At 67.8% G+C, this 26,058-nt stretch carries 21 protein-coding genes; 9 read left to right on the top strand and 12 right to left on the bottom strand.

The genetic code is table 11. The features are described from left to right. Window position 1: 1 nt before the first annotated feature. Entirely contained in the window at window positions 2-865 is an 864-nt protein-coding gene (locus tag RTY46_RS07640; protein ID WP_312707570.1) for a protease modulator HflC, read from the bottom strand. Then, the gene (hflK, locus tag RTY46_RS07645; protein WP_312707572.1) at window positions 862-1,998 is read right to left on the bottom strand and encodes an FtsH protease activity modulator HflK; all 1,137 of its coding nucleotides are present in this window, start codon (window positions 1,996-1,998) and stop codon (window positions 862-864) included. Before hflK ends, RTY46_RS07640 begins: the two co-directional genes overlap by 4 nt. Before the next feature lie 152 nt (window positions 1,999-2,150). Between hflK and RTY46_RS07650 the strand changes: the two genes are divergently transcribed. Together RTY46_RS07650 and pilH are read left to right on the top strand one after the other, a co-directional pair. Further along, window positions 2,151-3,146: a YhdH/YhfP family quinone oxidoreductase gene (locus tag RTY46_RS07650; protein WP_312707574.1), complete on the top strand. Its 996-nt coding sequence runs from the start codon at window positions 2,151-2,153 to the stop codon at window positions 3,144-3,146. A gap of 89 nt (window positions 3,147-3,235) precedes the next feature. Then, a complete protein-coding gene (gene pilH / locus RTY46_RS07655; protein WP_005410644.1) occupies window positions 3,236-3,607 on the top strand; it encodes a twitching motility response regulator PilH in 372 nt (123 codons plus the stop codon). 154 nt (window positions 3,608-3,761) lie between these two features. On the opposite strand, the gene RTY46_RS07660 is transcribed toward pilH, so the two are convergent. Then, entirely contained in the window at window positions 3,762-4,655 is an 894-nt protein-coding gene (locus RTY46_RS07660; RefSeq protein WP_312707576.1) for a DnaJ C-terminal domain-containing protein, read from the bottom strand. A 260-nt stretch (window positions 4,656-4,915) separates the two neighbouring features. Between RTY46_RS07660 and RTY46_RS07665 the strand changes: the two genes are divergently transcribed. After that, complete coding sequence (locus tag RTY46_RS07665) at window positions 4,916-5,398, top strand: peroxiredoxin (RefSeq protein ID WP_312707578.1); 483 nt, start codon at window positions 4,916-4,918, stop codon at window positions 5,396-5,398. A gap of 25 nt (window positions 5,399-5,423) precedes the next feature. Next, a complete protein-coding gene (locus RTY46_RS07670; RefSeq protein WP_312707579.1) occupies window positions 5,424-5,999 on the top strand; it encodes a ferritin-like domain-containing protein in 576 nt (191 codons plus the stop codon). A gap of 74 nt (window positions 6,000-6,073) precedes the next feature. Here RTY46_RS07670 and pbpC read toward each other — a convergent pair whose 3' ends face one another. From pbpC to prpB, 6 genes are all read right to left on the bottom strand, one after another. Beyond that, the gene (pbpC, locus tag RTY46_RS07675) at window positions 6,074-8,455 is read right to left on the bottom strand and encodes a penicillin-binding protein 1C (RefSeq protein ID WP_312707581.1); all 2,382 of its coding nucleotides are present in this window, start codon (window positions 8,453-8,455) and stop codon (window positions 6,074-6,076) included. A 49-nt stretch (window positions 8,456-8,504) separates the two neighbouring features. After that, window positions 8,505-13,412, bottom strand: coding sequence for an alpha-2-macroglobulin (locus RTY46_RS07680; RefSeq protein WP_312707582.1), 4,908 nt, complete (start codon window positions 13,410-13,412; stop codon window positions 8,505-8,507). A gap of 139 nt (window positions 13,413-13,551) precedes the next feature. Beyond that, window positions 13,552-14,736 (bottom strand): 2-methylaconitate cis-trans isomerase PrpF, encoded by a 1,185-nt coding sequence (prpF, locus tag RTY46_RS07685; protein ID WP_312707583.1) that lies wholly within the window; start codon window positions 14,734-14,736, stop codon window positions 13,552-13,554. Between the two features lie 50 nt (window positions 14,737-14,786). Beyond that, window positions 14,787-17,405 (bottom strand): Fe/S-dependent 2-methylisocitrate dehydratase AcnD, encoded by a 2,619-nt coding sequence (acnD, locus tag RTY46_RS07690; RefSeq protein WP_312707585.1) that lies wholly within the window; start codon window positions 17,403-17,405, stop codon window positions 14,787-14,789. Window positions 17,406-17,502: 97 nt separating this feature from the next. After that, entirely contained in the window at window positions 17,503-18,660 is a 1,158-nt protein-coding gene (prpC, locus tag RTY46_RS07695; RefSeq protein ID WP_312707586.1) for a 2-methylcitrate synthase, read from the bottom strand. A gap of 36 nt (window positions 18,661-18,696) precedes the next feature. Next, on the bottom strand, window positions 18,697-19,590 hold the full coding sequence (prpB, locus tag RTY46_RS07700; RefSeq protein ID WP_312707587.1) for a methylisocitrate lyase: 894 nt from the start codon (window positions 19,588-19,590) through the stop codon (window positions 18,697-18,699). 152 nt (window positions 19,591-19,742) lie between these two features. On the opposite strand from prpB, the gene prpR reads away from it, so the two are divergent. Continuing rightward, entirely contained in the window at window positions 19,743-21,326 is a 1,584-nt protein-coding gene (gene prpR / locus RTY46_RS07705; protein ID WP_312707588.1) for a propionate catabolism operon regulatory protein PrpR, read from the top strand. Between the two features lie 58 nt (window positions 21,327-21,384). On the opposite strand, the gene RTY46_RS07710 is transcribed toward prpR, so the two are convergent. The 3 genes from RTY46_RS07710 to pdxH form a co-directional block, all read right to left on the bottom strand. Beyond that, window positions 21,385-21,855, bottom strand: a complete 471-nt coding sequence (locus RTY46_RS07710; RefSeq protein WP_312707589.1) for a DoxX family protein — start codon at window positions 21,853-21,855, stop codon at window positions 21,385-21,387. 175 nt (window positions 21,856-22,030) lie between these two features. After that, entirely contained in the window at window positions 22,031-22,498 is a 468-nt protein-coding gene (aacA, locus tag RTY46_RS07715) for an aminoglycoside 6'-N-acetyltransferase (protein ID WP_312707590.1), read from the bottom strand. Further along, window positions 22,495-23,094, bottom strand: a complete 600-nt coding sequence (gene pdxH, locus RTY46_RS07720; protein WP_312707591.1) for a pyridoxamine 5'-phosphate oxidase — start codon at window positions 23,092-23,094, stop codon at window positions 22,495-22,497. The genes aacA and pdxH overlap by 4 nt, the downstream gene beginning before the upstream one ends. Before the next feature lie 40 nt (window positions 23,095-23,134). On the opposite strand from pdxH, the gene RTY46_RS07725 reads away from it, so the two are divergent. From RTY46_RS07725 to RTY46_RS07740, 4 genes are all read left to right on the top strand, one after another. Then, window positions 23,135-23,962, top strand: coding sequence for a kinase (locus tag RTY46_RS07725; RefSeq protein ID WP_312707592.1), 828 nt, complete (start codon window positions 23,135-23,137; stop codon window positions 23,960-23,962). Between the two features lie 74 nt (window positions 23,963-24,036). Further along, window positions 24,037-24,579 carry a shikimate kinase gene (locus RTY46_RS07730; RefSeq protein ID WP_312707593.1) on the top strand — a complete coding sequence of 181 codons (543 nt, stop codon included), beginning with the start codon at window positions 24,037-24,039 and terminating at the stop codon, window positions 24,577-24,579. Next, on the top strand, window positions 24,576-25,688 hold the full coding sequence (aroB, locus tag RTY46_RS07735; RefSeq protein WP_312707595.1) for a 3-dehydroquinate synthase: 1,113 nt from the start codon (window positions 24,576-24,578) through the stop codon (window positions 25,686-25,688). The genes RTY46_RS07730 and aroB overlap by 4 nt, the downstream gene beginning before the upstream one ends. 119 nt (window positions 25,689-25,807) lie before the next feature. Next, entirely contained in the window at window positions 25,808-26,047 is a 240-nt protein-coding gene (locus RTY46_RS07740; RefSeq protein ID WP_312707597.1) for a WGR domain-containing protein, read from the top strand. Window positions 26,048-26,058: the final 11 nt, after the last annotated feature.

A 26,058-nucleotide genomic window follows, 5' to 3' on the forward strand; every position in this document is an offset into this window, starting at 1 on the left:
CTCAGCGGTCGTTCTTCAGGTACTGCAGGAACGGGTCGTTCTTGTCCAGCACGATCACGCCGTTACCGTCGGTCATGGAGCCACGGTAGGCCTCCAGGCTGCGGTAGAACGCGTAGAACGACGGGTCGGCAGCGCCGGCCTGGCCGTAGATGCGTGCGGCATCGGCATCGCCTTCACCGCGCAGGCGCTGCGCATCACGCTCGGCCTCGGCGATCAGCACGGTGCTGTCGCGGTCGGCCTGGGCGCGGATGGTCAGCGACTGCTCTTCGCCCTCGGCACGCAGCTTGGCCGCTTCCTGCTTGCGCTGGGCGCGCATGCGCTCGTACACGTCGTTGATGACCTGGCTGTCGGTCGGCAGGTCCACCTGCTTGATGCGCAGGTCGATCATCTGCATGCCCAGCCCGGCCACCGCATCATTGATGTCCTTCAACTGCGCTGCGATCAGTTCGCTGCGGTCGCCGGACACCAGCTGCTGCAGGGTGCGCGAGTTGATCTGGTTGCGCAGCGAATCGGTGATGATTGGCTGCAGACGGGCATTGGCCACGCGCGGGTCGCCACCGGTGGCGCGGAAATAGTCGCCCACGTTGGAGATATAGCCGATGGCGAAGAAGTCGACGCTGACGTCCTTCTGTTCGGCGGTGAAGTAGCGGGCCGGCGCGGTGTCCAGCACCTGGAAGCGGCGATCGAACACGCGCACCGTTTCCACCACCGGCAGCTTGAAGTGCAGGCCCGGCTTGATGTCCGAACGGACCACCTTGCCCAGGTTCAGCACCATCGCCGTCTGGTCTTCACGCACCACATAGACCGAGCCCAGCAGGCCCAGCAGGGCCGCCACGGCGACCGCAATCCACATCGAACTTCTCATCGGCTGCCCTCCTCACGGCCACTGGGTCGCCCGGTCGGGCGGCCGACCGGCCGGCCCGGGTCACGGGAAGCTTCCACCGCCGTGGCGCCCGGCAGCGACGGCATCACCACCTCCGGGTTCACCACCGGGGCCGGCGCCGAGGCGCTGGGGCGGGTATCGCCGGTCATCGGCACGTAGATCAGCTGGCGGCCATCGCCACCGATCACCTTGCGGTTCTCGCTCAACACCTGCTGCACGGTCTCCAGCCACAGGCGCTTGCGGGTCACTTCCGGGGCGTTCTTGTACTGGGCCTGCAACAGGCTGAAGCGCTGCGCGTCACCCTCGGCCTTGGACACCACTGCCTGCTTGTAGCCTTCGGCGGTGGTACGGGCACGCGAGGCTTGGCCGCGTGCTTCCGGCACCACCTTGGCGGCATAGGCCTGCGCTTCGTTGATCAGGCGTTCCTTGACCTGCTGGGCGCCGTTGACCTCGTCGAAGGCCGGCTTCACTTCTTCCGGCGGACGGGCGTCCTGCAGGGTCAGGCCGGTCACGGTCAGACCGGTCTTGAACGCCTTCAGCAGCGCCTGCAGGCGCTCTTCGGCGGCCACGGCCAGCGGACCACGGTTGTTCAGCACGGCATTGAGGTCGGCACGGCCGACTTCCTCACGCACCGCGCTCTGCGCCGACTGCTCCAGCACCTGGTTGGCATCGACCGTGCCGAACAGGTACTGCTGCGGGTCGTCGATGCGGTACTGCACGTTCAACGAGACGTTGACGATGTTCTCGTCGCGGGTCAGCACCGGCACCTGGATCGAGAAGGTCTTGATCTCGGTGGCATTGACCTTGGTGACCGATTCGATCGGCCACGGCAGCTTGAAGTTCGGGCCAGGAGTCAGGATGCGCGAGAACTGGCCGAAGCGCAGCACCACGCCGCGCTGCTGTTCGCCGATCAGCTGGAAGCTGGAGAACAGCACCAGCAGCACCACGGCCGCCACCACCCAACGCAGGATGCCCCCGTCGAACAGATCCTTCAGCGGCCCGGGCAGACCGCCCCAGCCACCGCCATTGCCACCGCCGCGCGACCGGAACGGCCCACGTCGATTGTCCTCGGGGCCTTGTCCGCCCTTGTTGCCGCCGGGTGTATTCCAGGCCATGCACGCTCCATCAAGATATGGGCTGCGACGCGGGCCCTTCCCGCAACGCCAGCCGTGAACCATCTCCGATCATACAAGATGGGGCGGACCGGCAGGATTGAAAGGGGAGTGACGCGGTAAGGTTGTGTTTTCCTCGAAGTCAGGCAGCGCCGATGGCCCCCACCCACCCGTTCACCGCCTTCCGTATCGAAAATGACAGCGCCGGCTACCGCAGTGGCCTGACCCGGCTGGGCGTTGACGACCTCAGCCCCGGCCAGGTGCTGATCCGCGCCCACTGGTCCTCGGTGAACTACAAGGACGCCCTGGCCGGCACCGGCAAGGGCCGGATCCTGCGGCGCTTCCCGCTGGTGGGCGGGATCGACGTGGCCGGGACCGTGGTGGCCTCCAGCGACCCGGCCTGGCGCGAGGGGGACGCCGTACTGGCCACCGGCTGCGGCCTGAGCGAGACCCGCGACGGCGGCTACAGCCAGTACGTGCGCCTGGAATCGAACGCGGTGATCGCCCAGCCCAGCGGCCTGACCCCGCGCGAGGCCATGGTACTGGGCACCGCCGGCTTCACCGCCGCACTGGCGCTGCTGCGCCTGCAGGACAACCGGCAGACCCCCGGGCACGGTCCGCTGGCAGTTACCGGCGCCAGTGGCGGGGTGGGCGCGCTGGCCGTGGATATTTTCAGCCGCGCCGGCTACAGCGTGCATGCCATCAGCGGCAAGCCCGAACAGGCGGGGTTCCTGCGCGACATTGGTGCGGCCGAGGTGCTGCCGCGCGAAGCGCTGGCGGACACCGCCCCGCTGCAGTCGGCCCGTTTCGGCGGTGGCCTGGACAATGCCGGTGGCCCGATGCTGGCCAGCCTGCTGGCACAGACCGTGCCCTACGGCAGCGTGGTCAGCGCCGGCCTGGCCGCCAGCCCGGCGCTGGAGATGACGGTCATGCCGTACATCCTGCGCGGCGTGTCGCTGCTGGGGGTGTCCTCCGCCAGCGCCCCGCGCGATCTGCGCGAAGCGGTATGGGCCAAGCTGGGCGGCGCGTGGAAGCCGCAGCACCTGGATCGCATCTGCACCGCTGAAGTAGGCCTGGACGAACTGCCCGGCGTATTCGAACGCATGCTGGCCGGCGGGTCGCTGGGGCGCACGGTGGTGCGGATCGACTGAGCGTTGCAGGCAGGCGACGGACGGCAGGGCGCGCCCCTCCCGCCATCACGATGCCCGCACTACACTGCGGGCAACACATGGGGAACAACATGGCACGCATTCTGATCGTCGACGATTCACCGTCGCAGCTGTTGGGGATACAGCGCATCGTCGAGAAGCTCGGGCACCAGATCCTGACCGCCACCGATGGCGCGGCCGGCGTGGAAACCGCCAAGGCCGAGCTGCCCGACCTGGTGCTGATGGACGTGGTGATGCCCAACCTCAATGGCTTCCAGGCCACCCGCACGCTGGCCCGCGACGAAGCGACCCGGCATATCCCGGTGATCCTCGTCACCACCAAGGACCAGGACACCGACCGCATGTGGGGCATGCGCCAGGGCGCCAAGGCCTACATCACCAAGCCGTTCTCGGAAGACGAACTGTCCGAAGTGCTGGAGCGCGTGTTCGCCGGCCAGGGCTGAAACCGTTTCTGCAGAGTCGAGCCATGCTCGACTGCTGTTGGTTACGGCAGTCGAGCATGGCTCGACTCTACAGGTCAAAACCGCCGGGCATGGCCCGGCGCTACCTTCAGATCGTTTCGCCGACGGCGCACGCCGCCGGCGCTCCTCCAGCCGGTCAGATCGCTTCGCCGAAGGCCTTGGCCAGGTTGCGGTACGCCTTCTTCTGCGCATCGTCGGTCGCGGCCGGGGCCACGATCTCCAGCTCCACGATCTGGTCGCCGTCGGGGTTGCCCGGCAACCCGCGACCGCGCAGGCGCAGCTTGCGGCCGGCATCGGAATCGGCCGGGATCTTCAGCTCCACGCTACCGCCCAGGGTCGGCACGCTGATGCTGGTACCCAGCGCGGCCTGCCAGGGCGTCACCTGCAGGGTGTACAGAATGTTGCGCCCGTCCACCTCGAACTGCGGGTGGGCGGCATATTCCACTTCCAGCAACAGGTTGCCGCCGTGGTTGCCCTGCCCTGCCAGGCGGATCACCTGCCCGGGCCGGATGCCCTTGGGCACGCGCACGTCCAGCTGCTTGCCATTGACGGTGATGCGCAGGCTGTCGCCCTTGTAGGCCGCTTCCAGCGGCACCGACAGCTTGGCTCGGGTATCGCGGTTGGGCGCGTGGCCCTGGCTGCTGAAGCCCGGGCCGGCGCCCGGCCCCTGGCCGCCGCGCTGGCGTGCGAACAGGCTTTCGAAGAAATCGCTGAAGCCGCCGCCGGCACCACCGCCGCCGCCGAACACTTCCTCGAAATTGAAGCCGCCACCGCCGTAGTTGGGCGGAACGTTGAACTCCTCGCCGGGCCGGTAACCCTGCGCGCGCAGCTGGTCATAGGCCGCACGCTTCTCGGGGTCACGCAGCGCCTCGTAGGCCTCGTTCACCGCCTTGAATTTGTCTTCCGCCCCGGCCTCCTTGCTGACGTCGGGGTGGTACTTGCGCGCCAGGCGGCGATAGGCGGTCTTTATTTCCGCATCGCCCGCGCTCGGCTCCACCCCCAGGGTGGCGTAGTAATCCTTGAATTCCATCCAGCTACCTCGATCTGCTTCGGCCGCGCCGGTGGCGCCGCCCCGGGTTCATTCTACGCGCCGGCGATGCTACGCCGCGCACCGTGCGGCCTTGGTGAGGCCGACTGATCCTGCGCAATGCTGCCGCCACACCCGTGCGGCACGCTGACGCTGGCGGCCCCCGCCGCAACGTTCCAAGATGGGGCGTGCACGCCGGGTTTCCAATGTCTTGACGCGTTCATCCCACCCACCCTTCTAGCCTGCCCCCGCAAGGAGTTCCCATGACCATCCACGTCGGCGACCGCATTCCGGAAGTCACCCTCAAGCGTATCCGCGAAGGCGTCGAAACCCTCGATACCCACGCCCTGTTCGACGGCCGCAAGGTCGTGCTGTTCGCCGTGCCCGGTGCCTTCACCCCCACCTGCTCGGCGCGCCACCTGCCCGGCTACGTGGAGGCGTTCGAGGCTTTCCGCCAGCGCGGCATCGAGGTCTACTGCATGGCGGTCAACGATCCGTTCGTGATGAAGGCCTGGGCGGCCGACCAGCGCGTGCCCGATGGCCTGCTGATGCTGTCAGACGGCAATGCCGGGCTGACCCGCGCCCTGGGCCTGGAGCTCGATGCCAGTGCCTCGGGCATGGGCATCCGCGCGCGCCGCTTCGCCCTGTACGCCGACGACGGCGTTGTACAGGCGCTGTGGATCGAGGAACCCGGTCAATTTGAAGTGTCTTCGGCGCAGTACGTGCTGGAGCACCTGCCCACTTAGCCCCAACCAGAGGAAACGGCCAGCCATGTCCACCAAGCCAGCCAAGACCAGCAAGCCCAGCGCTACCGTCACCGCCATCAGCGACCGCAAGGCCCTGCGCGAGCGGGCCCGCCGCAACATCGAAGACGGTGCCATCACCGACAGCTACAGCGCCGACCGCAAGGCGGTCATCAAGCTGCTCAACGATGCACTGGCCACCGAGTATGTGTGCGTGCTGCGCTACTACCGCCACTACTTCATGGCCAAGGGCATGCTGGCCGATGCGGTGAAGGCCGAATTCCTGGAGCACGCACAGCAGGAACAGGCCCATGCCGGCAAGCTGGCCGAACGCATCGTGCAGCTGGGCGGCGAACCGGACCTCAATCCAGACACGTTCTCGGCGCGCTCGCACGCCGAGTACAAGGAAGGCAGCGATCTGCGCGACATGGTGCGGGAAAACCTGGTGGCCGAGCGCATCGCCATCGACAGCTACCGCGAGATGATCAATTTCATCGGCGACCGCGACACCACCACCAAGCGCATCCTGGAAGAGATCCTGGCGCAGGAGGAAGAACACGCCGATGAGTTCGCCGATCTGCTCGATGGCTGGATCGGGAAGTAGCGGCACCGGTAGCGCCGGGCCATGCCCGGCGTTGGCGATGTGATCCGGACGGTGCCGCCGGGCATGGCCCGGCGCTACCGCAGCACGTTGAACCGCACCTGGGTCCAGGCGCCGTCGGACGCCAGCGCGGTCAAGGTATGTGCGCCGGGCTCGGCAAACTCGCGCTGCATCAGCTGCGCACCCTGGGTCTGCGCGATCCAACGACCATCCAGCAGCCAGTCCACCCGCTGTTCGCTGCCCAGTGCGCGCAGCTGCAGGCGCACGCCGTGTTCGGCATTGGGCGCACGCGCCAGTGCGGCGCCGTCGTTCAGTCCATCAATGTGCAGGGCCACGCTGGCCTCGCGGCCATCGTCACGACAATCCGGGGAGAGCGCCGGCAGCTGCGAGGCATCGCGCGTGGCCTTGGCCAGCCACGGCGACAGCAGCGCCGGCCAGCGCGCGATCTCACCCGGCACTTGCACATGCGGCGCGCTGCAATCGGCCGAAAGACGCAACCCGGTCCGCGCGTCGGCCACATAGCGCTGCCGTCCTGGCTGCCAACGCCGCGCCTCGCGTTCGGGGAACGTCAGCGGCGCTGAACCATCCAGCAGATACGCCGGCATGCGTCGCTGGCACAGTGCCGCTGGCAGCCCCTCGGCGCGCTCACCGGTGGGCCAGCACACATCCGCTTCGCTGACGCTGGCCGGCATTGGCGCGGCCGCCGAATCACCGCGCTGGCGCGGCAGACTGTCCACGACTTCGAACATCAGCGGCAAGGCGGTCACCGCACCGTACTGGCCGGGCAGCGGCGTGCCGTCGGGCCGTCCCACCCACACGCCCACGGTGTAATGGCGGGTGCTGCCGATCGCCCAGGCATCGCGGAAGCCGTAGCTGGTGCCGGTCTTCCACGCCACCCGCGGGCGCCCGCCGACATCGAAGGTGCCCACGCCATAGCCTGGCCGTGGATTGGATTCGAGCATCTCGCGCACGATCCACGCCGCGCCCGGCGAGACCAGCCGCCGCTCGACCATCGGCTCGTCGGCGGTGTAGCGCACGCGACCGGCGATGCCGTTGCGGTTCAGTGCGGAAAACGCCCCCACCAGGTCCTCCAGGCGTGCACCGGTGCCGCCGAGAATCAGCGACAGATTGGGTTGCGCACCCGGCGGGAAGCGCAGCTGGATGCCGGCGTGCGACAGTCGCGCGGCAAAACGCGCCGCCCCCACCCGCTGCAGCAGATCCACCGAGGGCACGTTCAATGACAGACGCAGCGCGGTCGATGCACCCACCGGCCCATTGAAGGCCATGTCGAAATTGCCGGGCCGGTAGCTGCCGAAGCTCTGCGGTGCATCCACCAGCAGGCTTTCCGAATGGATCAGCCCATCGTCCAGCGCCATGCCATACAGGAAGGGCTTGAGGGTGGAACCGGGCGAGCGCCAGGCCTGCACCATGTCCACGTGCCCCAGCCGCTGCCGATCACCGAAGGACAGCGTGCCGACATAGGCGCGCGCCTGCAGGGTCTGGTTGTCCACCACCAGCAGCGCGGCCGAGGTGCGCTCGGGCAGGCCGGAAAAATAGCTGGCCACGCGCTCTTCCAGGGTGCGCTGCAGGCCGATGTCGATGCCACTTTCAATGCGCGCCTGGCCCGGATAGGTGGCGTGCAGCCGCTGCGCCAGCAGGGCCGCATGCATCGGCGGCCGCAGCGAGCGTGCCACCACGTTCTCGATGCGCGCATCGGCCACCTCGTCGGCCGACCACACGCCCTGTGCGGCCATGCGTGCCAGCACCTTGTCGCGCGCCTTCTGCGCCGCTTGCGGGTGACGGTCCGGACGCAGCCGGCTCGGCGCCTGCGGCAGCACCGCCAGCAGCGCGGCCTCGGCATGCGACAACTGCGCAGCCGACTTGCCGAGGTAGGCCCAGCTGGCCGCCTCCACCCCTTCAATGGTGCCGCCGTAAGGTGCCCGTTCCAGGTACAGCGCCAGGATCTGCGCCTTGGACAGATGCACTTCCAGCTGCACTGCACGCAGCATCTGCTTCAGCTTGCCCCAAGGCGTACGCGAATGCGGGTCGAGGATGCGCGCCACCTGCATGGTCAGGGTAGAGCCACCCGAGACGATGTGGCCACCACGCAGCAGCTGGCCACCGGCACGGACAATTGCCAGTGGGTTGATACCCGGGTGCGTCCAGAACCAGCGGTCCTCGTAGGTCAGCAGGGCCTGCAGATACAGCGGCGACACGCTGTCCACCGTGGCCGGGTAACGCCACACGCCTTCGGCGTCGGCGAAGGCACGCAGCGGGCTGCCGTCGGCGGCCACCACCAGCGTGCTGGTGTCGCGCTGTTTCGGCAGTGGCGGCGGGAATGCCCAATCCAGCACCAGCAGCAACGCCAGTGCGGCAGCGGTACCCCAGCGCAGCCAGGGCCATAGCGGTTGCAGCTGGGGGCGCAGGGCCGCCAGCCGCGTTCTGATCGATCGCTTCATGGTCTGCGGTCAGCAGGACGGGCCGCGCCATCGCGGCCCGTCCGCGCAATCACGGCTGCACCACCGTGATCGTGGTCGGGTTGCTGCGACCAACGCCACGCAGCTGCGGGCGGTACATGTCTTCCACCAGCGGCGGCGGCACCATGTAGGTACCCGGGGTGACCGCGCGCACCAGGTAGAAGACGTTCGCCTTGCTGCCACGGGACAGCTTCAGCGCTGCGACGTAGCGGTCGTCGCGGAACTCTTCATGCTTGGTATCGGCTGCCTCGCCACGGTCACTGATGGTGATGCCATCGACCACCACGTCGGCCCACTGCTTGGCATCGCCCAGGTTGAAGTTCTCGATTTCCAGGCCGGCCGGCAACAGGTCGGTCAGCAGCGCATCGGGCATGGTGGTATCGGCGGTCACGGTGACGCGCACGATCAGCGCCTCGCCTTCCTTCAGAGGGCGCGGCGTCCACGGCTTGCCATCGGTGCCGTAGTAGCTGCGCTCCACGCCCAGCACGCTGTTGTCCGGTGCCGGTGCCGTGCGCGGAATGCCGGCCACGTCGATGCTGGCGAACATCGGCGGCTGCCCCTGCGGGCTGAAGCGCACGCCGCTGGCCAGTTCGCCAGCGCTGAAGTTGCGACCGAACAGCTTGCGCTCGCCAATCGCTTCGGTGCTGCCACCGATCACCAGCTCACCGGCGACCAGCGCCTTCTGGTTGGCCGACAGCGCCTTGCCCAGGCGCGCGATAGCTACCTGTTCCTGGGTGCTCAGCCACATCCAGCCGGCATTGCGGCGCGCATCCAGGCCACGGCCCAGATCGACGGCGCGGGCATCCCAGGCCGGCTTGGCCAGCTTGTTTTCGTGGGTCAGCGCAATCATCAGCGCGTCGTCACGGATCGCGCTGCCGTAGTCGCCGAAGTATGACGGCCGTTCACTGCTGGACTTGGCGAAGGCCGCCGCCAGTGCGGCCTGGCCGCGCTTGGCATCGCCCTGCAGCGACAGCGCCACGCCCAGGTGGACCAGCGACAGGCCGCCAACCGCCTTGCTGCGCTCGTTGTCGTACAGCGTACGCAGGGTGCCCAGCGGGGCACGGTTGACCCGCGCCAGCACGTAACCCGAATAGGCCTGGTTGGCGAACTTCAGCTTCTCGCGTTCGTCCTGGCCGTAGAACTGATTGCCGCCGGACAGCAGGTCCTCGCTCAGGCGGTTCAGCGCCTTCTGCAGCACGTTGTCCGGCACGGCAAAACCGGCGTCCTTGGCATCGAGCAGGAACTCGGTGACATACGGGGTCAGCCACGGGTTCACGTAGCCATCGTCACCCCACATGGAGAAGTTGCCGTTGGCCACCTGCATCGATGCCAGTCGGCCGAACGCGCCTTCCATGCGCTCGCGACGGGTCTTGGCATCCAGGCCATCGGCACCCAGCATCGACGAAGTGGCCTGGTCCAGGATCAGCGCCGCGTAGCCCTTGCTGGTGGTCTGTTCGGCACAGCCATACGGGTAGTTCAATGCGCCCTGCAGCGCACTGGCGAACGGAATCGGCGGCAGCGGGCTGACCAGCAGGCGCGCGTTCACCGATTCGGCCATCAGGCCCTCGGTCAGGCTGCCATCCAGGCTGACCGCGGCCAGCGGATCGAGCGTACGCACCTGCGAGCGCACTACCTGCGGCCACGCCGCGCGCACCGGCAGCTCATAGCGGCGGTCGGCCTTGAAGCCGTTGCCGTCCACCCTCACCCGCACCTTGGCCACGCTGTGCCCATCGCGCGCGGACAGCGGGAAGCTGAGCGTACTCTTGGCATCGGCATTCAACTGCACGCTGCGCGTGCCCTCGGCCAGCGACAGCGGACCTTCGGTTTCCACCCGCACGTTGAACGCGCCCGGCTTGCCGGTGAAGTTCTGCACATCCAGGGTGACCGTACTGCGGTCGCCCGGGGCGAGCACGCGGGGCATGCTGGCTTCGGCCAGAATCGGTGCACGCACTACGGTTTCCACGTCACGCTTGCCGTACTGGTCATCGCTGTAGACCAGCGCCGACACGCGCAGGGTGCCATTGAAATCAGGCACCTTCAGGCGGATGCGGGCGATGCCCTTGGCATCCAGCTGCACCGGGCCGGAGAACAGGTCCACGGTCTGCACACGCGCGGTCGGCCGCTTGGCCTGCGGCAGAGCCTGCAGGCCCATGTCGCCGCCGAACTTCAGCTTGCCACTGCCGCCGTCGAAGCTTTCGATCACCCGGCTGTAGATGTCGTAGGCATCGATGCCCAGGCGGCGCTGGGCGAAGAAATGCGCGCCGGCGTCGGGCACCGGGAAGCGGGTGATGTTGAGAATGCCCACGTCCACGGCCGAGACCGTAACGTGCGCGGTCTTGCCGGCCAGCTGCGGTGCGCTGACCGTCACCGGCAGCTCCTGTTCCGGACGCATCTGCTTGGGCGCGACCAGGCCCACGGCCACGGTGCGGCCCTTGCGGTCCATCGGCACGTGCACCACGCCTACCGCGCGGGCGGGGGTGATCTTGCTGGGTGCGGTACCGCCACGGAACACCAGCGCGGTGATGTAGACGTCGTGGCGCTCCCAGTCGGCCGTGACCGGAATCTTGAAGGTGGCACCCGGCTTGGCGTCGATCTCCTGCACGTAGAGCATGCGATCAGATTCAACCATCAGCAGGCCCTTACCGGCATGCGGCGGGGTGACCGTCACCTGCAGGGTGTCACCGGCCTTGTAACCGGTCTTGTCCAGGCCCAGCTTGACCTTGTCCGGGCGCGCATCCAGGCCACGGTTGTCATCGCCCCAGCTCCAGCCGGCGCGGAACGGATAGCGACTGGTCAGGCCGGTGGACGGATCGAACACATCCACGCGGTATTCGCCCCACTCTACCGGGAAATCGAAAGCCACCGCGCTGCTGCCGGCATCGACGGTGCGCGTTTCCTTGTTCTCGAAGCGGCGGGTGAAATCGTAGTCCCAGCGGTTGTCGTTGAAGGTCCAGTGGTAATCGCGCAGCTCGCGCACCAGGGTCACCTTCAGGCCCTTGGCCGGCTTCGGCGTGCCTGCCGCATCCACGCGCAGCAGCTCGAAGCGCGCATTGCCATTGGAATCGGCGCCATCGTCGGGATTGAACAGCGGGCGCACGCCGACCAGCGCATCGGCCGGCCACATCACCCGCTTCAGGGTACGGGTGACCGTGCGGCCACCGGTCTCGTACAAGCTGCCCGACAGCACCACGGCGATCGGCGCCTTGGCCCTGGCCGCCTCTTCGGGCAGCGCAACGTCCTGGCGCAGCTGGCCGTTGCCCGGCAGGGTGGTATCGATCACGTCCTTGGCATCACGCGGCAGCTGCAGGGTCGGGTCGCCGAAGAAGTAGCCCGGCAGGCCCTCCACCGGCTTCTGCTCGGCGGCCACGGCCATGCGCGCGGTGAAGCGGTTGCCATCGGCCGGCGCACCATACAGGTAGGCGCCGTTGGCCTGCAGGCGCAGTTCCTCGCCCGGCTTCAGCGTCTTCTGCGCGCTGTCCAGGTCCAGCTTCATGCGCTCGGGCAGGAACTCCTCGATGCGCAGGGTCATGCCCTGGATCGCTTCCTTGCTGGCCGGGTCGGTACGGAACTCGACCTGCCAGCGCCCGGTCGGTGCCTCGGCGGGAATGACCTGCTCGAAGTTGATGTAGCCCTGCTCGCCCGGCTGCAGGCGGGTTTCGCGGAAGGTCTTGCCGTCGGGCTGCTTCAGGCGCAGGAACACCGGCTGCGGCTTCACCGGCTTGCCGTCATTGTCGCGCAGCAGGGCCGACAGGCGCACGGTCTCGCCCGGGCGGTAGAGGTCGCGGCCGGACCAGGCGTAGACATCGAACCAGGCGTTGTCACGGCCGGCCACGGCGAACTCGCTCAGATCGAGCGCGGGCTGGTTGAACGGCAGGAAGCTGGTGTCCTTGCCACTGCTGGCCACCAGCACGTGGGCCGCGTCCAGGGTGTAGTTCAGCAGGGCGTTGCCTTTGCCGTCGGTGCTGCCCTTCAGCACCACCTCGCCCTTGGCGTCCAGCACGCGCAGCTCCACGCTCTTCAGCGCAGCGCCATCCTTCAGCGAGGCGGTGTGGACGAACAGCTTGTCCTTGTAGGCGCGGGTGTGCAGGCCGATATCGCTGACCGAGAAGAACGCGGTATCGAATTCGCCTTCGTAATCACCGGTGCGCTTGAGCAGGGCGAAGTACAGGCCCGGTTCCTGCAGTTCCTTGATGTCCTGGGTCGGCAGGTAGGTCAGAACGCGCTCGTTCTGTTTGCCACCCAGAATGAAGCGGTTGACGTAGACCGGCTCGGCCAGTTTGTTGATCGGGCTGCGCTCGTAGTCGCTGCTCAGTTCCCAACTGCCGCGACGGCCGCCGCGCTGGTACTGGCTGAAGAAGGTCGGCAGGTCCTTTTCGCGCACGCGCAGGAACTCGACGTCCACCTCGGGCACGTTCACCGACACCACCGGCAGGCCGCGGCTTTCCTTGGCCGGCAGCACGCTGCCCTGCGAGGCAAAACCGGCTACCGGCTTCAGCTCGCCACTGAACACCTTCTGCTTCAGCTCCTTGCCCAGGCGATTGCCATCGGCGGCCAGCAGGTCCGGGGACACGACCAGGCTGTATTCCTTGCCGGCCTCCACGAACGGGTAGCGCAGGGTCAGGCCGTCATCGGACAGGGTCCAGCTGCTGTCCTCGGTACCGACCTTCTCTTCAAAGCGCACCAGCTTGTCGAAATCCTGGGTGCCGACCAGCGGGCGCGAAAACTCCAGCGCCAGCGACAGGCCGTCATTCTTCTGGTCCGGATAGGCGCGCAGCAGGGTGAAGTCCTTCACCTGCTCGGCCTGGGTGGTGATCGCTTCACCACTGGCCTTGGGCAGCTGCCCACTGTCGTTGCGGCAGCCGGCCAGGCCCAGCAACAGGCCTCCTGCCAGTACAGCTGCCGCCCAACCCCACCGCTTCCGCCGTGCCGGACCGCTCATGTCGTCACTCCTTGATCGAGGCGGCCATTATAGGGCCGCCGCGTCAAGGTGTTGACGGGGATCTGGCAGAAATCCGCCGAGACTGCGGTGCCCGCTGCGCTCGCCGGGGATGGCCCGGCGCTACCGCGACGGTACCGCGTTACAAGGTGTCGGCCGGAACCCGTACCTTGCCTTCCATCAGCACCCGGGCGCTGCGGCTCATGATCGCCTTGGTCACGGTCCACTGGCCGTCCACCAGCCCGGCCTGGGCGCCGACCCGCAGCGTGCCGGAGGGGTGGCCGAAGGTCACCGCTTCCCGCACCCCGCCACCCGCCGCGCGGTTGACCAGGGTCCCCGGAATCGCCGCCGCCGTGCCAATTGCGACCGCTGCGGTCCCCATCATCGCGTGGTGCAGCTTGCCCATCGACAGGGCGCGGGCCTGCAGATCGATGGCCGAGGCCGGAATGGCCTTGCCACTGGAGGAGACGTAATCCTGTGCCGGGGCCACAAAGGCCACCTTGGGCGTGTGCTGGCGGGTGGCCGCGTCTTCCAGCTTCGAGATCAGGCCCATGCGCAATGCGCCGTGCGCGCGTATGGTCTCGAACATCTGCAGCGCCGCCTTGTCTTCGTTGATGGCCGGCTGCAGTTCGGTGCCGGTGTAGCCCAGGTCGGCGGCGTTGAGGAAGATGGTCGGGATGCCGGCAGTGATCATCGTCACCTCGAAACTGCCCACGCCGGGCACCTCCAGCGTATCCACCAGGTTGCCGGTGGGGAACATCGCACCGGCATCGCCGTCATCGGACGGATCAATGAACTCCAGCTGGATCTCGGCCGCCGGGAAGGTCACGCCGTCCAGCTCGAAATCGCCGGTTTCCTGCACTTCGCCACTGCACATCGGCACGTGGGCAATGATGGTCTTGCCGATGTTGGCCTGCCAGATGCGCACGGTGCACAGACCGTCGCGCGGCACACGGGCCGGATCGACCAGGCCATTGGCAATGGCGAAAGGGCCGACCGCCGTGCTCAGGTTGCCGCAGTTGCCGCTCCAGTCGACGACGGCGGTGTCGATCGACACCTGGCCGTACAGGTAATCCACGTCGTGGTCGGGCACCGAGGCGGCGGAAATGATCACGCACTTGCTGGTGCTGGACGTTGCTCCGCCCATGCCATCGGTGTGCTTGCCATACGGATCGGGCGAACCGATCACCCGCATCAGCAGCGCATCACGGGCGGGGCCCGGCACCTGCGCCGCTTCGGGCAGATCCTGCAGGCGGAAGAACACGCCCTTGCTGGTGCCACCGCGCATGTAGGTGGCGGGAATACGGAGTTGCGGGAGAAATGCCATGAAAGATTCCTTGCAATGAAAGACGGCCCGTTGCCGGGCCGTCGGTTGCCTCACGCCACCTTGGCGCCTTCCAGGAAGTCCTGTGCGAAGCGCTGCAGCACGCCGCCGGCCTCGTAGATCGCCACTTCCTCGTCGCTGTCCAGGCGGCAGGTGACCGGCACCACCACGTCCTGGCCGTCGCGGCGGTGGATGACCAGGGTCAGCTCGGCGCGCGGGGTGCGCTCGCCGACCACGTCGAAGGTCTCGGTACCGTCAATGCCCAGGGTCAGGCGGGTGGTGCCCGGCTTGAACTCCAGCGGCAGCACACCCATGCCGATCAGGTTGGTACGGTGAATCCGCTCGAAGCCCTCGGCCACGATCGCTTCCACGCCGGCCAGGCGCACGCCCTTGGCGGCCCAGTCACGCGAGCTGCCCTGGCCGTAGTCGGCACCGGCGATGATGATCAGCGGCTGCTTGCGGTCCATGTAGGTTTCGATCGCTTCCCACATGCGCATGACCTTGCCTTCCGGCTCCACGCGTGCCAGCGAGCCCTGCTTCACGCTGCCATCGTCGTTGCGCACCATCTCGTTGAACAGCTTCGGATTGGCGAACGTGGCGCGCTGCGCGGTCAGGTGGTCGCCACGGTGGGTGGCGTAGGAATTGAAGTCCTCTTCCGGCAGGCCCATCTTCGACAGGTATTCGCCGGCGGCGCTGGACGCCAGGATCGCATTGGACGGCGACAGGTGGTCGGTGGTGATGTTGTCCGGCAGCACGGCCAGCGCGCGCATGCCCGCCAATGTGCGTTCACCGGCCAGTGCGCCCTCCCAGTACGGCGGGCGGCGGATATAGGTGCTCTGCGGGCGCCAGTCGTACAGCGGGCTGACTGCCGCGCCATGCTCCACGCGCACGTTGAACATCGGGTTGTACACCTTGCGGAACTGCTCGGGCTTCACCGCGGCCTTCACCACGGCATCGATCTCCGCATCGCTCGGCCAGATGTCCTTCAGGCGCACCTCGTTGCCGTCGGCATCGACGCCCAGCACGTCCTTCTCGATGTCGAAGCGGACGGTGCCGGCGATGGCGTAGGCGATCACCAGCGGCGGCGAGGCAAGGAAGGCCTGCTTGGCGTACGGGTGGATGCGGCCATCGAAGTTGCGGTTGCCCGAAAGCACGGCGGTCGCGTACAGGTCGCGATCGATGATTTCCTGCTGGATCTTCGGATCCAGCGCGCCGCTCATGCCGTTGCAGGTGGTGCAGGCGAAGGCGACGATGCCGAAGCCGAGCTGTTCCAGGTCGGGCAGCAGGCCGGATTCTTCCAGGTACAGCTGCACGGCCTTCGAGCCCGGTGCCAGCGACGACTTCACCCACGGCTTGCGCTGCAGGCCGCGCGCATTGGCGTTGCGCGCCAGCAGTGCCGCGGCAATCACGTTGCGCGGGTTGGAGGTATTGGTGCAGCTGGTGATGGCGGCGATGATCACCGCGCCATCGGGCATCAGGCCCTGTGCCTGTTCGCCACGGCCCGCCGCCAGCTTGGCTTCGTCGGCAATGCCGCGCTCGGCCAGCTCGGCGGTGGCCACACGCTTGTGCGGGTTGCTGGGCCCAGCCATGTTGCGCACCACGCTGGACAGATCGAAACGCAGCACGCGCTCGTACTGTGCAGTGGTCAGATCGTCGGCCCACAGGCCGGTGGTGCGTGCGTAATTCTCGACCAGCGCCACCTGCGATTCCTCGCGCCCGGTCAGGCGCAGGTAGTCGGTGGTCTGCGCATCGATGTAGAACATCGCAGCGGTGGCACCGTACTCGGGGCACATGTTGGAAATGGTGGCGCGGTCACCGATGGTCAGTGCAGCAGCGCCTTCGCCATAGAACTCAAGCCAGGCGCCGACCACACGTTCCTTACGCAGGAATTCGGTCAGTGCCAGCACCACGTCGGTGGCGGTGATGCCCGGCTGCGGGCGGCCGCTCAGTTCAACGCCGACGGTGTCGGGCAGGCGCATCCACGAGGCGCGGCCCAGCATCACGTTCTCCGCTTCCAGGCCGCCCACACCAATGGCGATCACGCCCAGCGCATCGACGTGCGGAGTGTGGCTGTCGGTGCCCACGCAGGTATCGGGGAAGGCCACGCCGTCCTGCACGTAGACCACCGGCGACATCTTCTCCAGGTTGATCTGGTGCATGATGCCGTTGCCCGGCGGGATCACGTCCACGTTCTGGAACGCCAGCTTGGTCCAGTCGATGAAGTGGAACCGGTCTTCGTTGCGGCGGTCTTCAATGGCGCGGTTCTTCTCGAACGCCTGCGGATCGAAACCGCCACACTCCACGGCCAGCGAGTGATCGACGATCAGCTGCACCGGCACCACCGGGTTCACCTTGGCCGGATCGCCGCCCTTGTCGGCGATCGCATCGCGCAGGCCGGCCAGATCGACCAGGGCGGTCTGCCCCAGGATGTCATGGCAGACCACGCGCGCCGGGAACCACGGGAAATCCAGATCGCGGCGCCGTTCGATCAGCTGCTTCAGCGAATCGACCAGCGTGGCCGGCTCGCAGCGGCGCACCAGGTTTTCGGCCAGCACGCGCGAGGTGTACGGCAGCGTGGCGTAGGCACCGGGCTGGATGGCATCGACGGCGGCGCGCGCGTCGAAGTAGTCCAGCGTGCTGCCGGGAAGGTTCTTGCGGTAGTCGGTATTCATGGGCTGGCGGAATGCTTGGGGCGGGCCGGGTGCCGGCGATGCGGCGGCGAAATCACCCGGCCGGCAGAGGGCCGGCCGGGTGCAGACAGCAGGTGGATCAGGCGCGCTTGTCGATGGCGACGAACTCGCGGTCTTCCGGGCCGATGTAGTTGGCACTCGGGCGGATGATCTTGCCGTCGATGCGCTGTTCGACGATGTGCGCGCTCCAGCCGGCGGTGCGGGCGATCACGAACAGCGGGGTGAACATGGCGGTCGGCACGCCCATCATGTGGTAGCTGACGGCGCTGAACCAATCCAGGTTCGGGAACATCTTCTTGATGTCCCACATCACCGACTCCAGGCGCTCGGCAATGTCGTACATCTTCATGCTGGACTGCTCTTCGGACAGCTCGCGCGCCACGTCCTTGATGACCTTGTTGCGCGGATCGGACACGGTGTACACCGGGTGGCCGAAACCGATCACCACTTCCTTGCGCTCGACGCGGGCCTTGATGTCTTCCTCGGCTTCATCGGGGTTGTCGTAGCGCTTCTGCACTTCGAACGCCACTTCGTTGGCGCCGCCGTGCTTGGGGCCGCGCAGCGCGCCGATGCCACCGCAGATCGCGCTGTACATGTCGCTGCCGGTGCCGGCGATGACGCGGCAGGCGAAGGTCGAGGCGTTGAACTCGTGCTCGGCGTACAGGATCAGCGAGGTGTGCATCGCCTTCACCCAGGAATCCTGCGGCTTGTCGCCGTGCAGCAGGTGCAGGAAGTGGCCGCCGATGGAATCGTCGTCGGTTTCCACGTCGATGGCGCGGCCGTTGTGGCTCCAGTGGTACCAGTACAGCAGCATCGAACCGAGGCAGGCCATCAGCTTGTCGGCGATGTCACGCGCGCCCGGATGGTTGTGGTCATCCTTTTCCGGCGCCACGCAGCCGAGCACGGACACGCCGGTGCGCATCACGTCCATCGGGTGCGCCGACGGCGGCAGCTCTTCCAGCGCGGCCTTCACAGCGGCCGGAATGCCGCGCAGCGACTTCAGCTTGGCCTTGTACGAAACCAGTTCGGCGCGGGTCGGCAGCTTGCCGTGCACCAGCAGGTAGGCGATTTCCTCGAACTCGCTGGTGTTGGCCAGGTCCAGGATGTCGTAGCCGCGGTAATGCAGGTCGTTGCCGCTGCGGCCGACGCTGCACAGCGCGGTGTTGCCGGCGGCGGTGCCGGACAGGGCGACGGACTTCTTCGGCTTGAAGGTCGGGTTTGCGGTCGTATCGTTCATGTTTTCCCTCCGAAAACTGATGGTGCAGGGTACTGCTTATTTCTTGGCGGCGAACAGGGCGTCGAGCTGCTGTTCGAAGGCGTGGTAGCCGATGCGGTCATACAGTTCTTCACGCGTCTGCATGGCATCGACCACGTTGCGCTGGTGGCCGTCACGGCGCACCGACTGGTAGACGTTCTCGGCCGCCTTGTTGGCGGCGCGGAAGGCCGACAGCGGGAACAGCTGGATGGCCACGCCGGCCGAGCCCAGTTCGTCGCGGCTGAACAGCGGGGTGGCACCGAATTCAGTGATGTTGGCCAGCACCGGCACCTTCACCGCATCGACGAAGCGGCGGTAGGTGTCCAGGTCATAGGCGGCCTCGGCGAAGATGCCGTCGGCACCGGCCTCGACACAGGCGATGGCGCGCTCGATGGCCTTGTCCACGCCGTCCACCTGGATGGCGTCGGTGCGGGCGATCAGGAAGAAGTCCGGATCGGTCTTGGCATCGGCGGCGGCCTTCACGCGGTCGACCATTTCACCCTGCGAGACGATTTCCTTGCCCGGGCGGTGACCGCAGCGCTTGGCGCCGACCTGGTCCTCGATGTGGCAGGCCGCCGCGCCGGCCTTGATCAGCGACTTCACGGTGCGGGCGATGTTGAACGCACTCGGGCCGAAGCCGGTGTCGATGTCGACCATCAGCGGCAGGTCGCAGACATCGGTGATGCGGCGCACGTCGATCAGCACGTCTTCCAGGGTGTTGATGCCCAGGTCCGGCAGGCCCAGCGAACCCGCAGCGACACCGCCGCCGGACAGGTAGATGGCGCGGAAGCCGGCGCGCTTGGCCAGCAGGGCGTGGTTGGCGTTGATCGCGCCGATCACCTGCAGCGGCGATTCGGCAGCCAGGGCCTCGCGGAAGCGGGCGCCGGCGGAAGAAGGAGTGGAAGCGGTCATGCGGCAATCCAGGTTGGGAACGGGATAGGAGGCGCAAACACCATGCCAAGCTGCAAGCGGTTGATTTCAAAGGCATGACCATATTGAAGAGATGAAACAAATGAAACATTGAAACGGATGTATCATGAAACATCGCCGCCATTGCCGCCGTCATGTACTTGCCCCGCTCGCCCCTGCGCCACGCTGATGCCGACCCCGGCCGCCCGGTCATCTGGACGGTCAGCGTCTCGCGCCTGACCGGCCTGCTCGGTGATGTGATCCCCGAGTTCGACCGCCGCGCGCGCATCGAGCAGATCAACCTCGGTTTCGAGGAAGCGGTGGATGTGATCGGCCAGCGCCTGCGCCGCGAGCACTGCGACGTGGTCATCGCCGGCGGCTCCAATGCGGCCTGGCTGCGCGGGCGGCTCGAGCTGCCGCTGGTGCCGATCCAGGCAAACGGCTTCGACCTGATGGAGGCACTGGCCCGTGCGCGCCGCATCGCCCCGCGCATCGGCCTGGTCACCCACGCCAGCGACGTGCCGGTGTTCAGCAACTTCCAGCACAGCTTCGGCCTGGATATCGAGCACCGCCGCTTCGTCACCCGCGAAGATGCGCGTGACTGCATCGCCGACCTGCGCGCCAACGGCATCGAGGTGATCGTGGGCACCGGCATGGCCATCGACCACGCCGAACAGATGGGCCTGCCCGGCGTACTGCTGTACTCGGCCGATTCGGTGCGCCAGGCCTTCGAGCATGCGCTGGAATTGACCCAAGCCCTGGCCCGTTCCGGTGGCGCCCGCCCCGCGCCGCGCCGGCGTGCAACGGCGCGCAGCGAGGCGCACGCACTGCTGGGTGACAGCGATGCGATGGCACAGGTACGTGCACAGATTGCGCTGTATGCACCCCACGACAGTACTGTACTGGTGACCGGCGAGACCGGCACCGGCAAGGAACTGGTGGCACGCCAGCTGCACGCCGCCAGCGGCCGCCGCGGCCGTTTCGTGGCACTGAACTGCGGAGCCATCAGCGAATCACTGCTGGAGTCGGAACTGTTCGGTTACAGCGATGGTGCGTTCACCGGCGCGCGCCGCGGCGGCCGCGTGGGCCTGGTGGAAGCGGCCGATGGGGGCACCTTGTTCCTGGATGAAATCGGGGAACTGCCGCTGCCCCTGCAGACGCGGCTGCTGCGGGTACTGGAAGAACGCGAAGTGCTGCGGGTGGGCGCCACCGAGCCGACCAGCGTGGATCTGCGCGTGGTCGCCGCCACCCTGCAGTCACTGCAGCAGCGCGCGGCCGCCGGCAGCTTCCGTCGCGACCTGTACTACCGGCTGGCCGCACTGCGCATTGCCCTGCCGCCGTTGCGTGCCCGCCGCGGCGACGTGGCCCCTCTGGTCGAACATTTCTTCCGCCAGCTGCGCGGCATCGATGCGCCGTTGGACGAGGATGCCATGAACGTGCTGGCCACCGCCGAGTGGCCTGGCAACGTGCGCGAGCTGCGCAACCTGGTCGACCGTCTGCGCATCCACTGGCAACCGGGCGAGGGGTTGATTGATACCGCGCGGCTGCTGCAGCTGGCACCGGAGCTGGTGCACGAAGGTGCAACCGCGCTGCCAGTGGAAAGCAACGGCAAACGCCCGTCGCGCGCGCAGCTGGAGGCCCTGCTGCAGGAACATCGCAATGACCGCGAAGGCATGGCGCAGGCGCTGGGCGTATCGCGCACCACGCTGTGGCGCTGGCTGCGCGCCGCCGGGTTGTAGAGTCGAGCTTGCTCGACGGCCAAAAACAGTCGAGCACGGCTCGACTCTACAAAAGCAGCTAGGGAAGGCGCCGCGCCCAACCCGTCTCGATGGCGAAGCGCCCGCTGCCCACCGTGGCGATCCACAACAGCAGCACCGCCAGCGCCACTTCGCTCAGATAGAAGAACCAGCTCAGCCAATCGGCCACGCTCAGCCCGGCGGGAATCTGCGCAATGCCAACAGTCAGCGCAGCCACTGCGCAGATCGCGGCCAGCAGCAGGGCCGACAGCCGGCCCAGCAGGCCCAACACCAGCAGGCCACCGGCGATCCACTCAATCGCGCCCAGCACCGGCGCGCTGACCACCGGAAACGGAATGCCCGCCTCGGCCAGTGTATGCACCATGCGTTCGCGCCCGTCTTCGGTGAACACCTTGTTCCAGCCGGAAACGCAGAACATCACACCGGCCACGACGCGGGCGAGCAGCAACAGCACCGCTTCGCCGCCGCGACGCGGGGGAGGCACGGCGAACAGGCAGCGCCAGGAGGGCATGGAAACTCCGGAAGTCGAGGGCATCCATCTGAGTGTGCCGGTTGCGGGCCTGCTCGCAGATGAAGCGAGCCGGTCCATTAGCGACAACTCTGCTCCTGTAGAGTCGAGCCATGCTCGACTGCTTTACGCCCCTGAGCAAAAGCAGTCGAGCATGGCTCGACTCTACAAAAATCGGCTAGCTGGGCAGCTCCGCGTCCAACCCCATGCGGAAATACACCACGCGCTCGGTTTCCTCGAAACCACACGCGCGGTGTGCGGCGTGCGCCTGCACATCTTCCACGCGGCTGTCCGAAGCCAGTTCGCTGCAGCCGGCCGCGCGCGTCCAGTCCTGCACCGCCGCCAGCAGTCCACGGCCCACAGCATTGCCCTGCCACGAAGGCTGCACGTACCAGCCTTCCAGGAAGCCCACCGGCGAAGATCCGGTACCGTTCACGTAATCGTGGCGCAGCCGCACTTCGGCGAAACCCACGGCTTCACCATCGGCCAGGCAAGCCAGGAACACCGCGCCTTCGTCGTCATCCAGCGACTGCGCCAGCTCCTCCAGCGGGTCATCGGCATCGGGCCACAGGCCCAGCCGCAGCTGCACCCACGCGGCCGCATCGGCCGACGTGGCCTGGCGGATCGTCGGCGCCGCGTCACTCACGGGTACAGCAGCCGCTTGCTCCAGCGCCCTTCGGCACCGGCCTCATAGCACCAGCGCTCGTGCAGGCGGAACTGCGCGCCGTACCAGAACTCGATGCGGTCGGGCACCACACGCAGGCCACTCCAGCCGTCCGGACGCGGCACGTCCTTGCCCTCGAAACGGGCTTCAACCTCGGCCACGCGCGCATCGAACGCCTCGCGGGTCGCCAGTGTCCTGGACTGCAGCGACGCCCACGCACCGATCTGGCTCATGCGCGGGCGGCTGGCGAAATAGGCATCGGCCTCGACATCGGCCACCTGCTCAACGCGCCCTTCGATGCGCACCTGGATGCCAGCCTCGCGCAGGCTGCGCCACAGGAACAGCAGCGCCGCCTGCGGATTGGCCTGCAGTTCCCGGCCCTTGTGGCTGTCCAGATGGGTGTAGAACACGAAGCCGCGCTCATCGAATGCCTTCAGCAGCACGGTGCGCGCCGACGGGCGGCCCTGCGTATCGGCGGTGGCCACGGTCATCGCGTTGGGTTCGACCTCGCGGCTCTGCTTCGCCTCGTCGAACAGGGCGGCAAAGGTGGACAGGGCTTCGGCGTAAAGGTCGCTCATGGTTCGCTTCTTCTCACACGGATTGGGCTATTGTGGCGGCATGGTTGCTGCTGCGTACATGCCCCAGGTGAAAGGATTCCCGGATGCGCTTGCCGAGCAGGCGCTTGACGATGCGCTGGCCAGCGGCGCCACGGTGCCAGTATTGGCGATCAGCGGCGTGCAGGGCAGCGGCAAATCGACGCTGGCTGCACAGGTGGTCGCCCGCGCCCAGGCACGCGGCCTGAACGCGGCAGCGCTGTCCATCGATGATGTCTACCTGACCCGCGCGCAGCGCCAGCGCCTGGCCCGCCAGGTGCACCCGCTGCTGATCACCCGCGGCCCGCCCGGCACCCACGACCTGCCGCTGGCCCATGCCGTGCTCGACGCGTTGGCCGCACGCCAGCCGTTGGCACTGCCGCGCTTCGACAAACTGGCCGATGAGCGCCTGCCTGAGGCGCAGTGGGCCGCGCTGGACGACCCGCTGGACCTGCTGGTGTTCGAAGGCTGGTTCCTCGGCACGCCCGCGCAGGATGATGCCGAGCTGGACAGCCCGTTGAACGCGCTGGAGCGCGAGGCCGACCCGGATGGCTGCTGGCGGCGCTGGTGCAACCAGGCCCTGGCCCGCGACTACCCGGCGCTGTGGCAGCGCTGCGACCGCCTGTGGTTCCTGCAGCCACCGGATTTCTCGGTCGTGCCGCGCTGGCGCTGGCAGCAGGAACAGAACCTGCAGGCTGCCCAGCCCGGCCGGCACGGCATGAGCCGTCCGCAGCTGGAGCGCTTCGTGCAGTACTACGAGCGGGTCAGCCGCCAGGCGCTGCGCGCCCTGCCCTCGCTGGCCGACCACGTGGTGCAGCTGGACGGGCAACGGCAGGTGCAGGCCGTGCGCTGACGGCGACGCGCGGATGCTTCCAACCGCAACCATCGTGCCGGGCCCGGGGCGTGAAGGTGTTAGCATCACAGGGCATGAATCCTGCTCCGAACCTGATCCTGATCGGCCCGATGGGCGCCGGCAAAACCTGCATCGGCCGCCGCCTGGCCGAGCGCTTCACGCTGGACTTCGTGGACGTGGACCAGGCCATCGTCGATGCCGCTGGCGCCAGCATTCCGACCATCTTCGAGCACTCCGGCGAAGCGGGCTTCCGTGCCCATGAACGGCAGGCGCTGGCACAGGTGCTGGCAGGCCAGGGCCAGCTGGTGTCCACCGGCGGCGGCGCCGTGCTGGACCCGGACAATCGCGCCCTGATCGCCTGCCGCGGCTTCGTCGTGCACCTGCACGTCAGCGTGGCCGCCCAGCTGGAACGCCTGGCCCGCGACAAGGGCCGCCCGCTGCTGCAGCGCCCTGACCGAGAGCAGGTGCTGCACGACCTGGCCGCGGTGCGCGACCCGCTGTACCACGCGCTGGCCGACATCTCCCTCGACACCGATCCCTACACCGCGGTCGATGCCACGGCCCAGCTTGTGCTCAAGCTGGCCACGCAATGGCAGCGCCAGGACCTGACTGCATGACCTCCCCTTCCCTGCTGCAGGTTGCCGTTGCCGGCGACCGCCCGTACACCATCACCATCGGCGCTGGCGCCCAGGCCGACGGCGCCGCGCTGGCCGCGCATGTCCGCGGCCGTCATGTGCTGCTGATCAGCGACAGCGAGGTGGCCCCGCGCTATCTGGCCGCGCTGAAGCAGACCCTGCTGGGCGCGCGCCCGGACCTGATCGTGGGCGAGCACGTGCTGGCCGCCGGCGAAGCGTCCAAGACGTTGGCCGAGTTCGGCCGCGCCATCGAAGCACTGGCTGCGCTGGGCGCCACCCGCGATGCCTGCGTATTCGCGCTCGGCGGCGGCGTGGTCGGCGATCTGGCCGGTTTCGCCGCCGCCTGCTGGATGCGCGGGGTGGACTGCGTGCAGCTGCCGACCACCCTGCTGGCAATGGTCGATTCGTCGGTGGGCGGCAAGACGGCGGTGGATATCCCCGCCGGCAAGAACCTGGTGGGTGCTTTCCATACGCCGCGGGCGGTACTGGCCGATACCGCGGTGCTGGCCACCCTGCCTGCACGCGAATTGCGCGCCGGCCTGGCGGAAGTGGTGAAGTACGGCGCGCTGGGCGATGCGGTGTTCTTTGAATGGCTGCAGCAGCACGCCGAGGCACTGGTGGCCGGCCAACAGGACGTGCTGGCCGAAGCCATCGCCCGCAGCTGCCGGCACAAGGCCGCCATCGTCGAACGCGATCCGCTGGAGAAGGGCGAGCGTGCCCTGCTCAACCTGGGCCACACCTTCGGCCACGCCATCGAGACCGAACAGGGCTACTCAGCCCCGGGGCGCGATGCGCTGAACCACGGTGAGGCCGTGGCGGTCGGCATGGTGCTGGCCGCACGACTGTCCGCCGATCTGGGCCTGGCCGAAGATGGCGCCCGTGTGCGCCTGCAGGCCCTGCTGGAACGGCTGGGACTGCCGGTCGCGATCCCCGCCGGGCTGGACCCGCAGGCGCTGCTGGGCCGCATGCGCCTGGACAAGAAAAACGTGGCCGGCCGCCTGCGCCTGGTGCTGTGGCGGGGCATCGGCCGTGCCGAAGTGGTGCCCGACGTCGATGAAGCGGCGGTACTGAAGGTGCTGGGCGCGGGCTGACACCGCGCGCGTCCGCCGGGCATGGCCCAGCGCTATCGCAAGGCGCCATGGGTTGTAGGCCAGCGGCCGGCCGTACCGCGTTGCGGCAGGGCTCACCCCTGCCCCGCTACAATCGGGCCATGCACGTCTACCTGCAACATCCCGACGCCGGTGCGCAGGCGCCGCGTTTCCTGCGCCTGACCCTGCTGCCCGACCTGCTCGGCGGCTGGGAACTGCTGCGCGAGAGCGGTCGGGTGGGCAATCGCTCGCAGCTGCGGCGCGAGCTGTTCCTGCAGGCCGACGAGGCCCGCCATGCCTTCGACAAGGCCCGTGATGCCGAGCTGCATCGCGGCTTCCAGATCCTTTCGCACGGCGACTGAGCCGCTGCCCC

It is taken from the genome of Stenotrophomonas sp. (assembly GCF_032056425.1).
GTDB lineage: Bacteria > Pseudomonadota > Gammaproteobacteria > Xanthomonadales > Xanthomonadaceae > Stenotrophomonas.

What these genes read in the sequence shown, in the direction of transcription:
- pilH (WP_005410644.1), top strand. Translation starts at nt 3,236, where the DNA reads ATGGCACGCATTCTGATCGTCGACGATTCACCGTCGCAGCTGTTGGGG.
- RTY46_RS07740 (WP_312707597.1), top strand. Translation starts at nt 25,808, where the DNA reads ATGCACGTCTACCTGCAACATCCCGACGCCGGTGCGCAGGCGCCGCGT.
- prpF (WP_312707583.1), bottom strand. Translation starts at nt 14,736, where the DNA reads ATGGCATTTCTCCCGCAACTCCGTATTCCCGCCACCTACATGCGCGGT.
- RTY46_RS07640 (WP_312707570.1), bottom strand. Translation starts at nt 865, where the DNA reads ATGAGAAGTTCGATGTGGATTGCGGTCGCCGTGGCGGCCCTGCTGGGC.
- RTY46_RS07725 (WP_312707592.1), top strand. Translation starts at nt 23,135, where the DNA reads ATGGTTGCTGCTGCGTACATGCCCCAGGTGAAAGGATTCCCGGATGCG.
- hflK (WP_312707572.1), bottom strand. Translation starts at nt 1,998, where the DNA reads ATGGCCTGGAATACACCCGGCGGCAACAAGGGCGGACAAGGCCCCGAG.
- acnD (WP_312707585.1), bottom strand. Translation starts at nt 17,405, where the DNA reads ATGAATACCGACTACCGCAAGAACCTTCCCGGCAGCACGCTGGACTAC.
- RTY46_RS07680 (WP_312707582.1), bottom strand. Translation starts at nt 13,412, where the DNA reads ATGAGCGGTCCGGCACGGCGGAAGCGGTGGGGTTGGGCGGCAGCTGTA.
- RTY46_RS07670 (WP_312707579.1), top strand. Translation starts at nt 5,424, where the DNA reads ATGTCCACCAAGCCAGCCAAGACCAGCAAGCCCAGCGCTACCGTCACC.
- pbpC (WP_312707581.1), bottom strand. Translation starts at nt 8,455, where the DNA reads ATGAAGCGATCGATCAGAACGCGGCTGGCGGCCCTGCGCCCCCAGCTG.
- RTY46_RS07710 (WP_312707589.1), bottom strand. Translation starts at nt 21,855, where the DNA reads ATGCCCTCCTGGCGCTGCCTGTTCGCCGTGCCTCCCCCGCGTCGCGGC.
- RTY46_RS07730 (WP_312707593.1), top strand. Translation starts at nt 24,037, where the DNA reads ATGAATCCTGCTCCGAACCTGATCCTGATCGGCCCGATGGGCGCCGGC.
- RTY46_RS07660 (WP_312707576.1), bottom strand. Translation starts at nt 4,655, where the DNA reads ATGGAATTCAAGGATTACTACGCCACCCTGGGGGTGGAGCCGAGCGCG.
- RTY46_RS07665 (WP_312707578.1), top strand. Translation starts at nt 4,916, where the DNA reads ATGACCATCCACGTCGGCGACCGCATTCCGGAAGTCACCCTCAAGCGT.
- prpB (WP_312707587.1), bottom strand. Translation starts at nt 19,590, where the DNA reads ATGACCGCTTCCACTCCTTCTTCCGCCGGCGCCCGCTTCCGCGAGGCC.
- RTY46_RS07650 (WP_312707574.1), top strand. Translation starts at nt 2,151, where the DNA reads ATGGCCCCCACCCACCCGTTCACCGCCTTCCGTATCGAAAATGACAGC.
- aroB (WP_312707595.1), top strand. Translation starts at nt 24,576, where the DNA reads ATGACCTCCCCTTCCCTGCTGCAGGTTGCCGTTGCCGGCGACCGCCCG.
- prpR (WP_312707588.1), top strand. Translation starts at nt 19,743, where the DNA reads ATGTACTTGCCCCGCTCGCCCCTGCGCCACGCTGATGCCGACCCCGGC.
- pdxH (WP_312707591.1), bottom strand. Translation starts at nt 23,094, where the DNA reads ATGAGCGACCTTTACGCCGAAGCCCTGTCCACCTTTGCCGCCCTGTTC.
- prpC (WP_312707586.1), bottom strand. Translation starts at nt 18,660, where the DNA reads ATGAACGATACGACCGCAAACCCGACCTTCAAGCCGAAGAAGTCCGTC.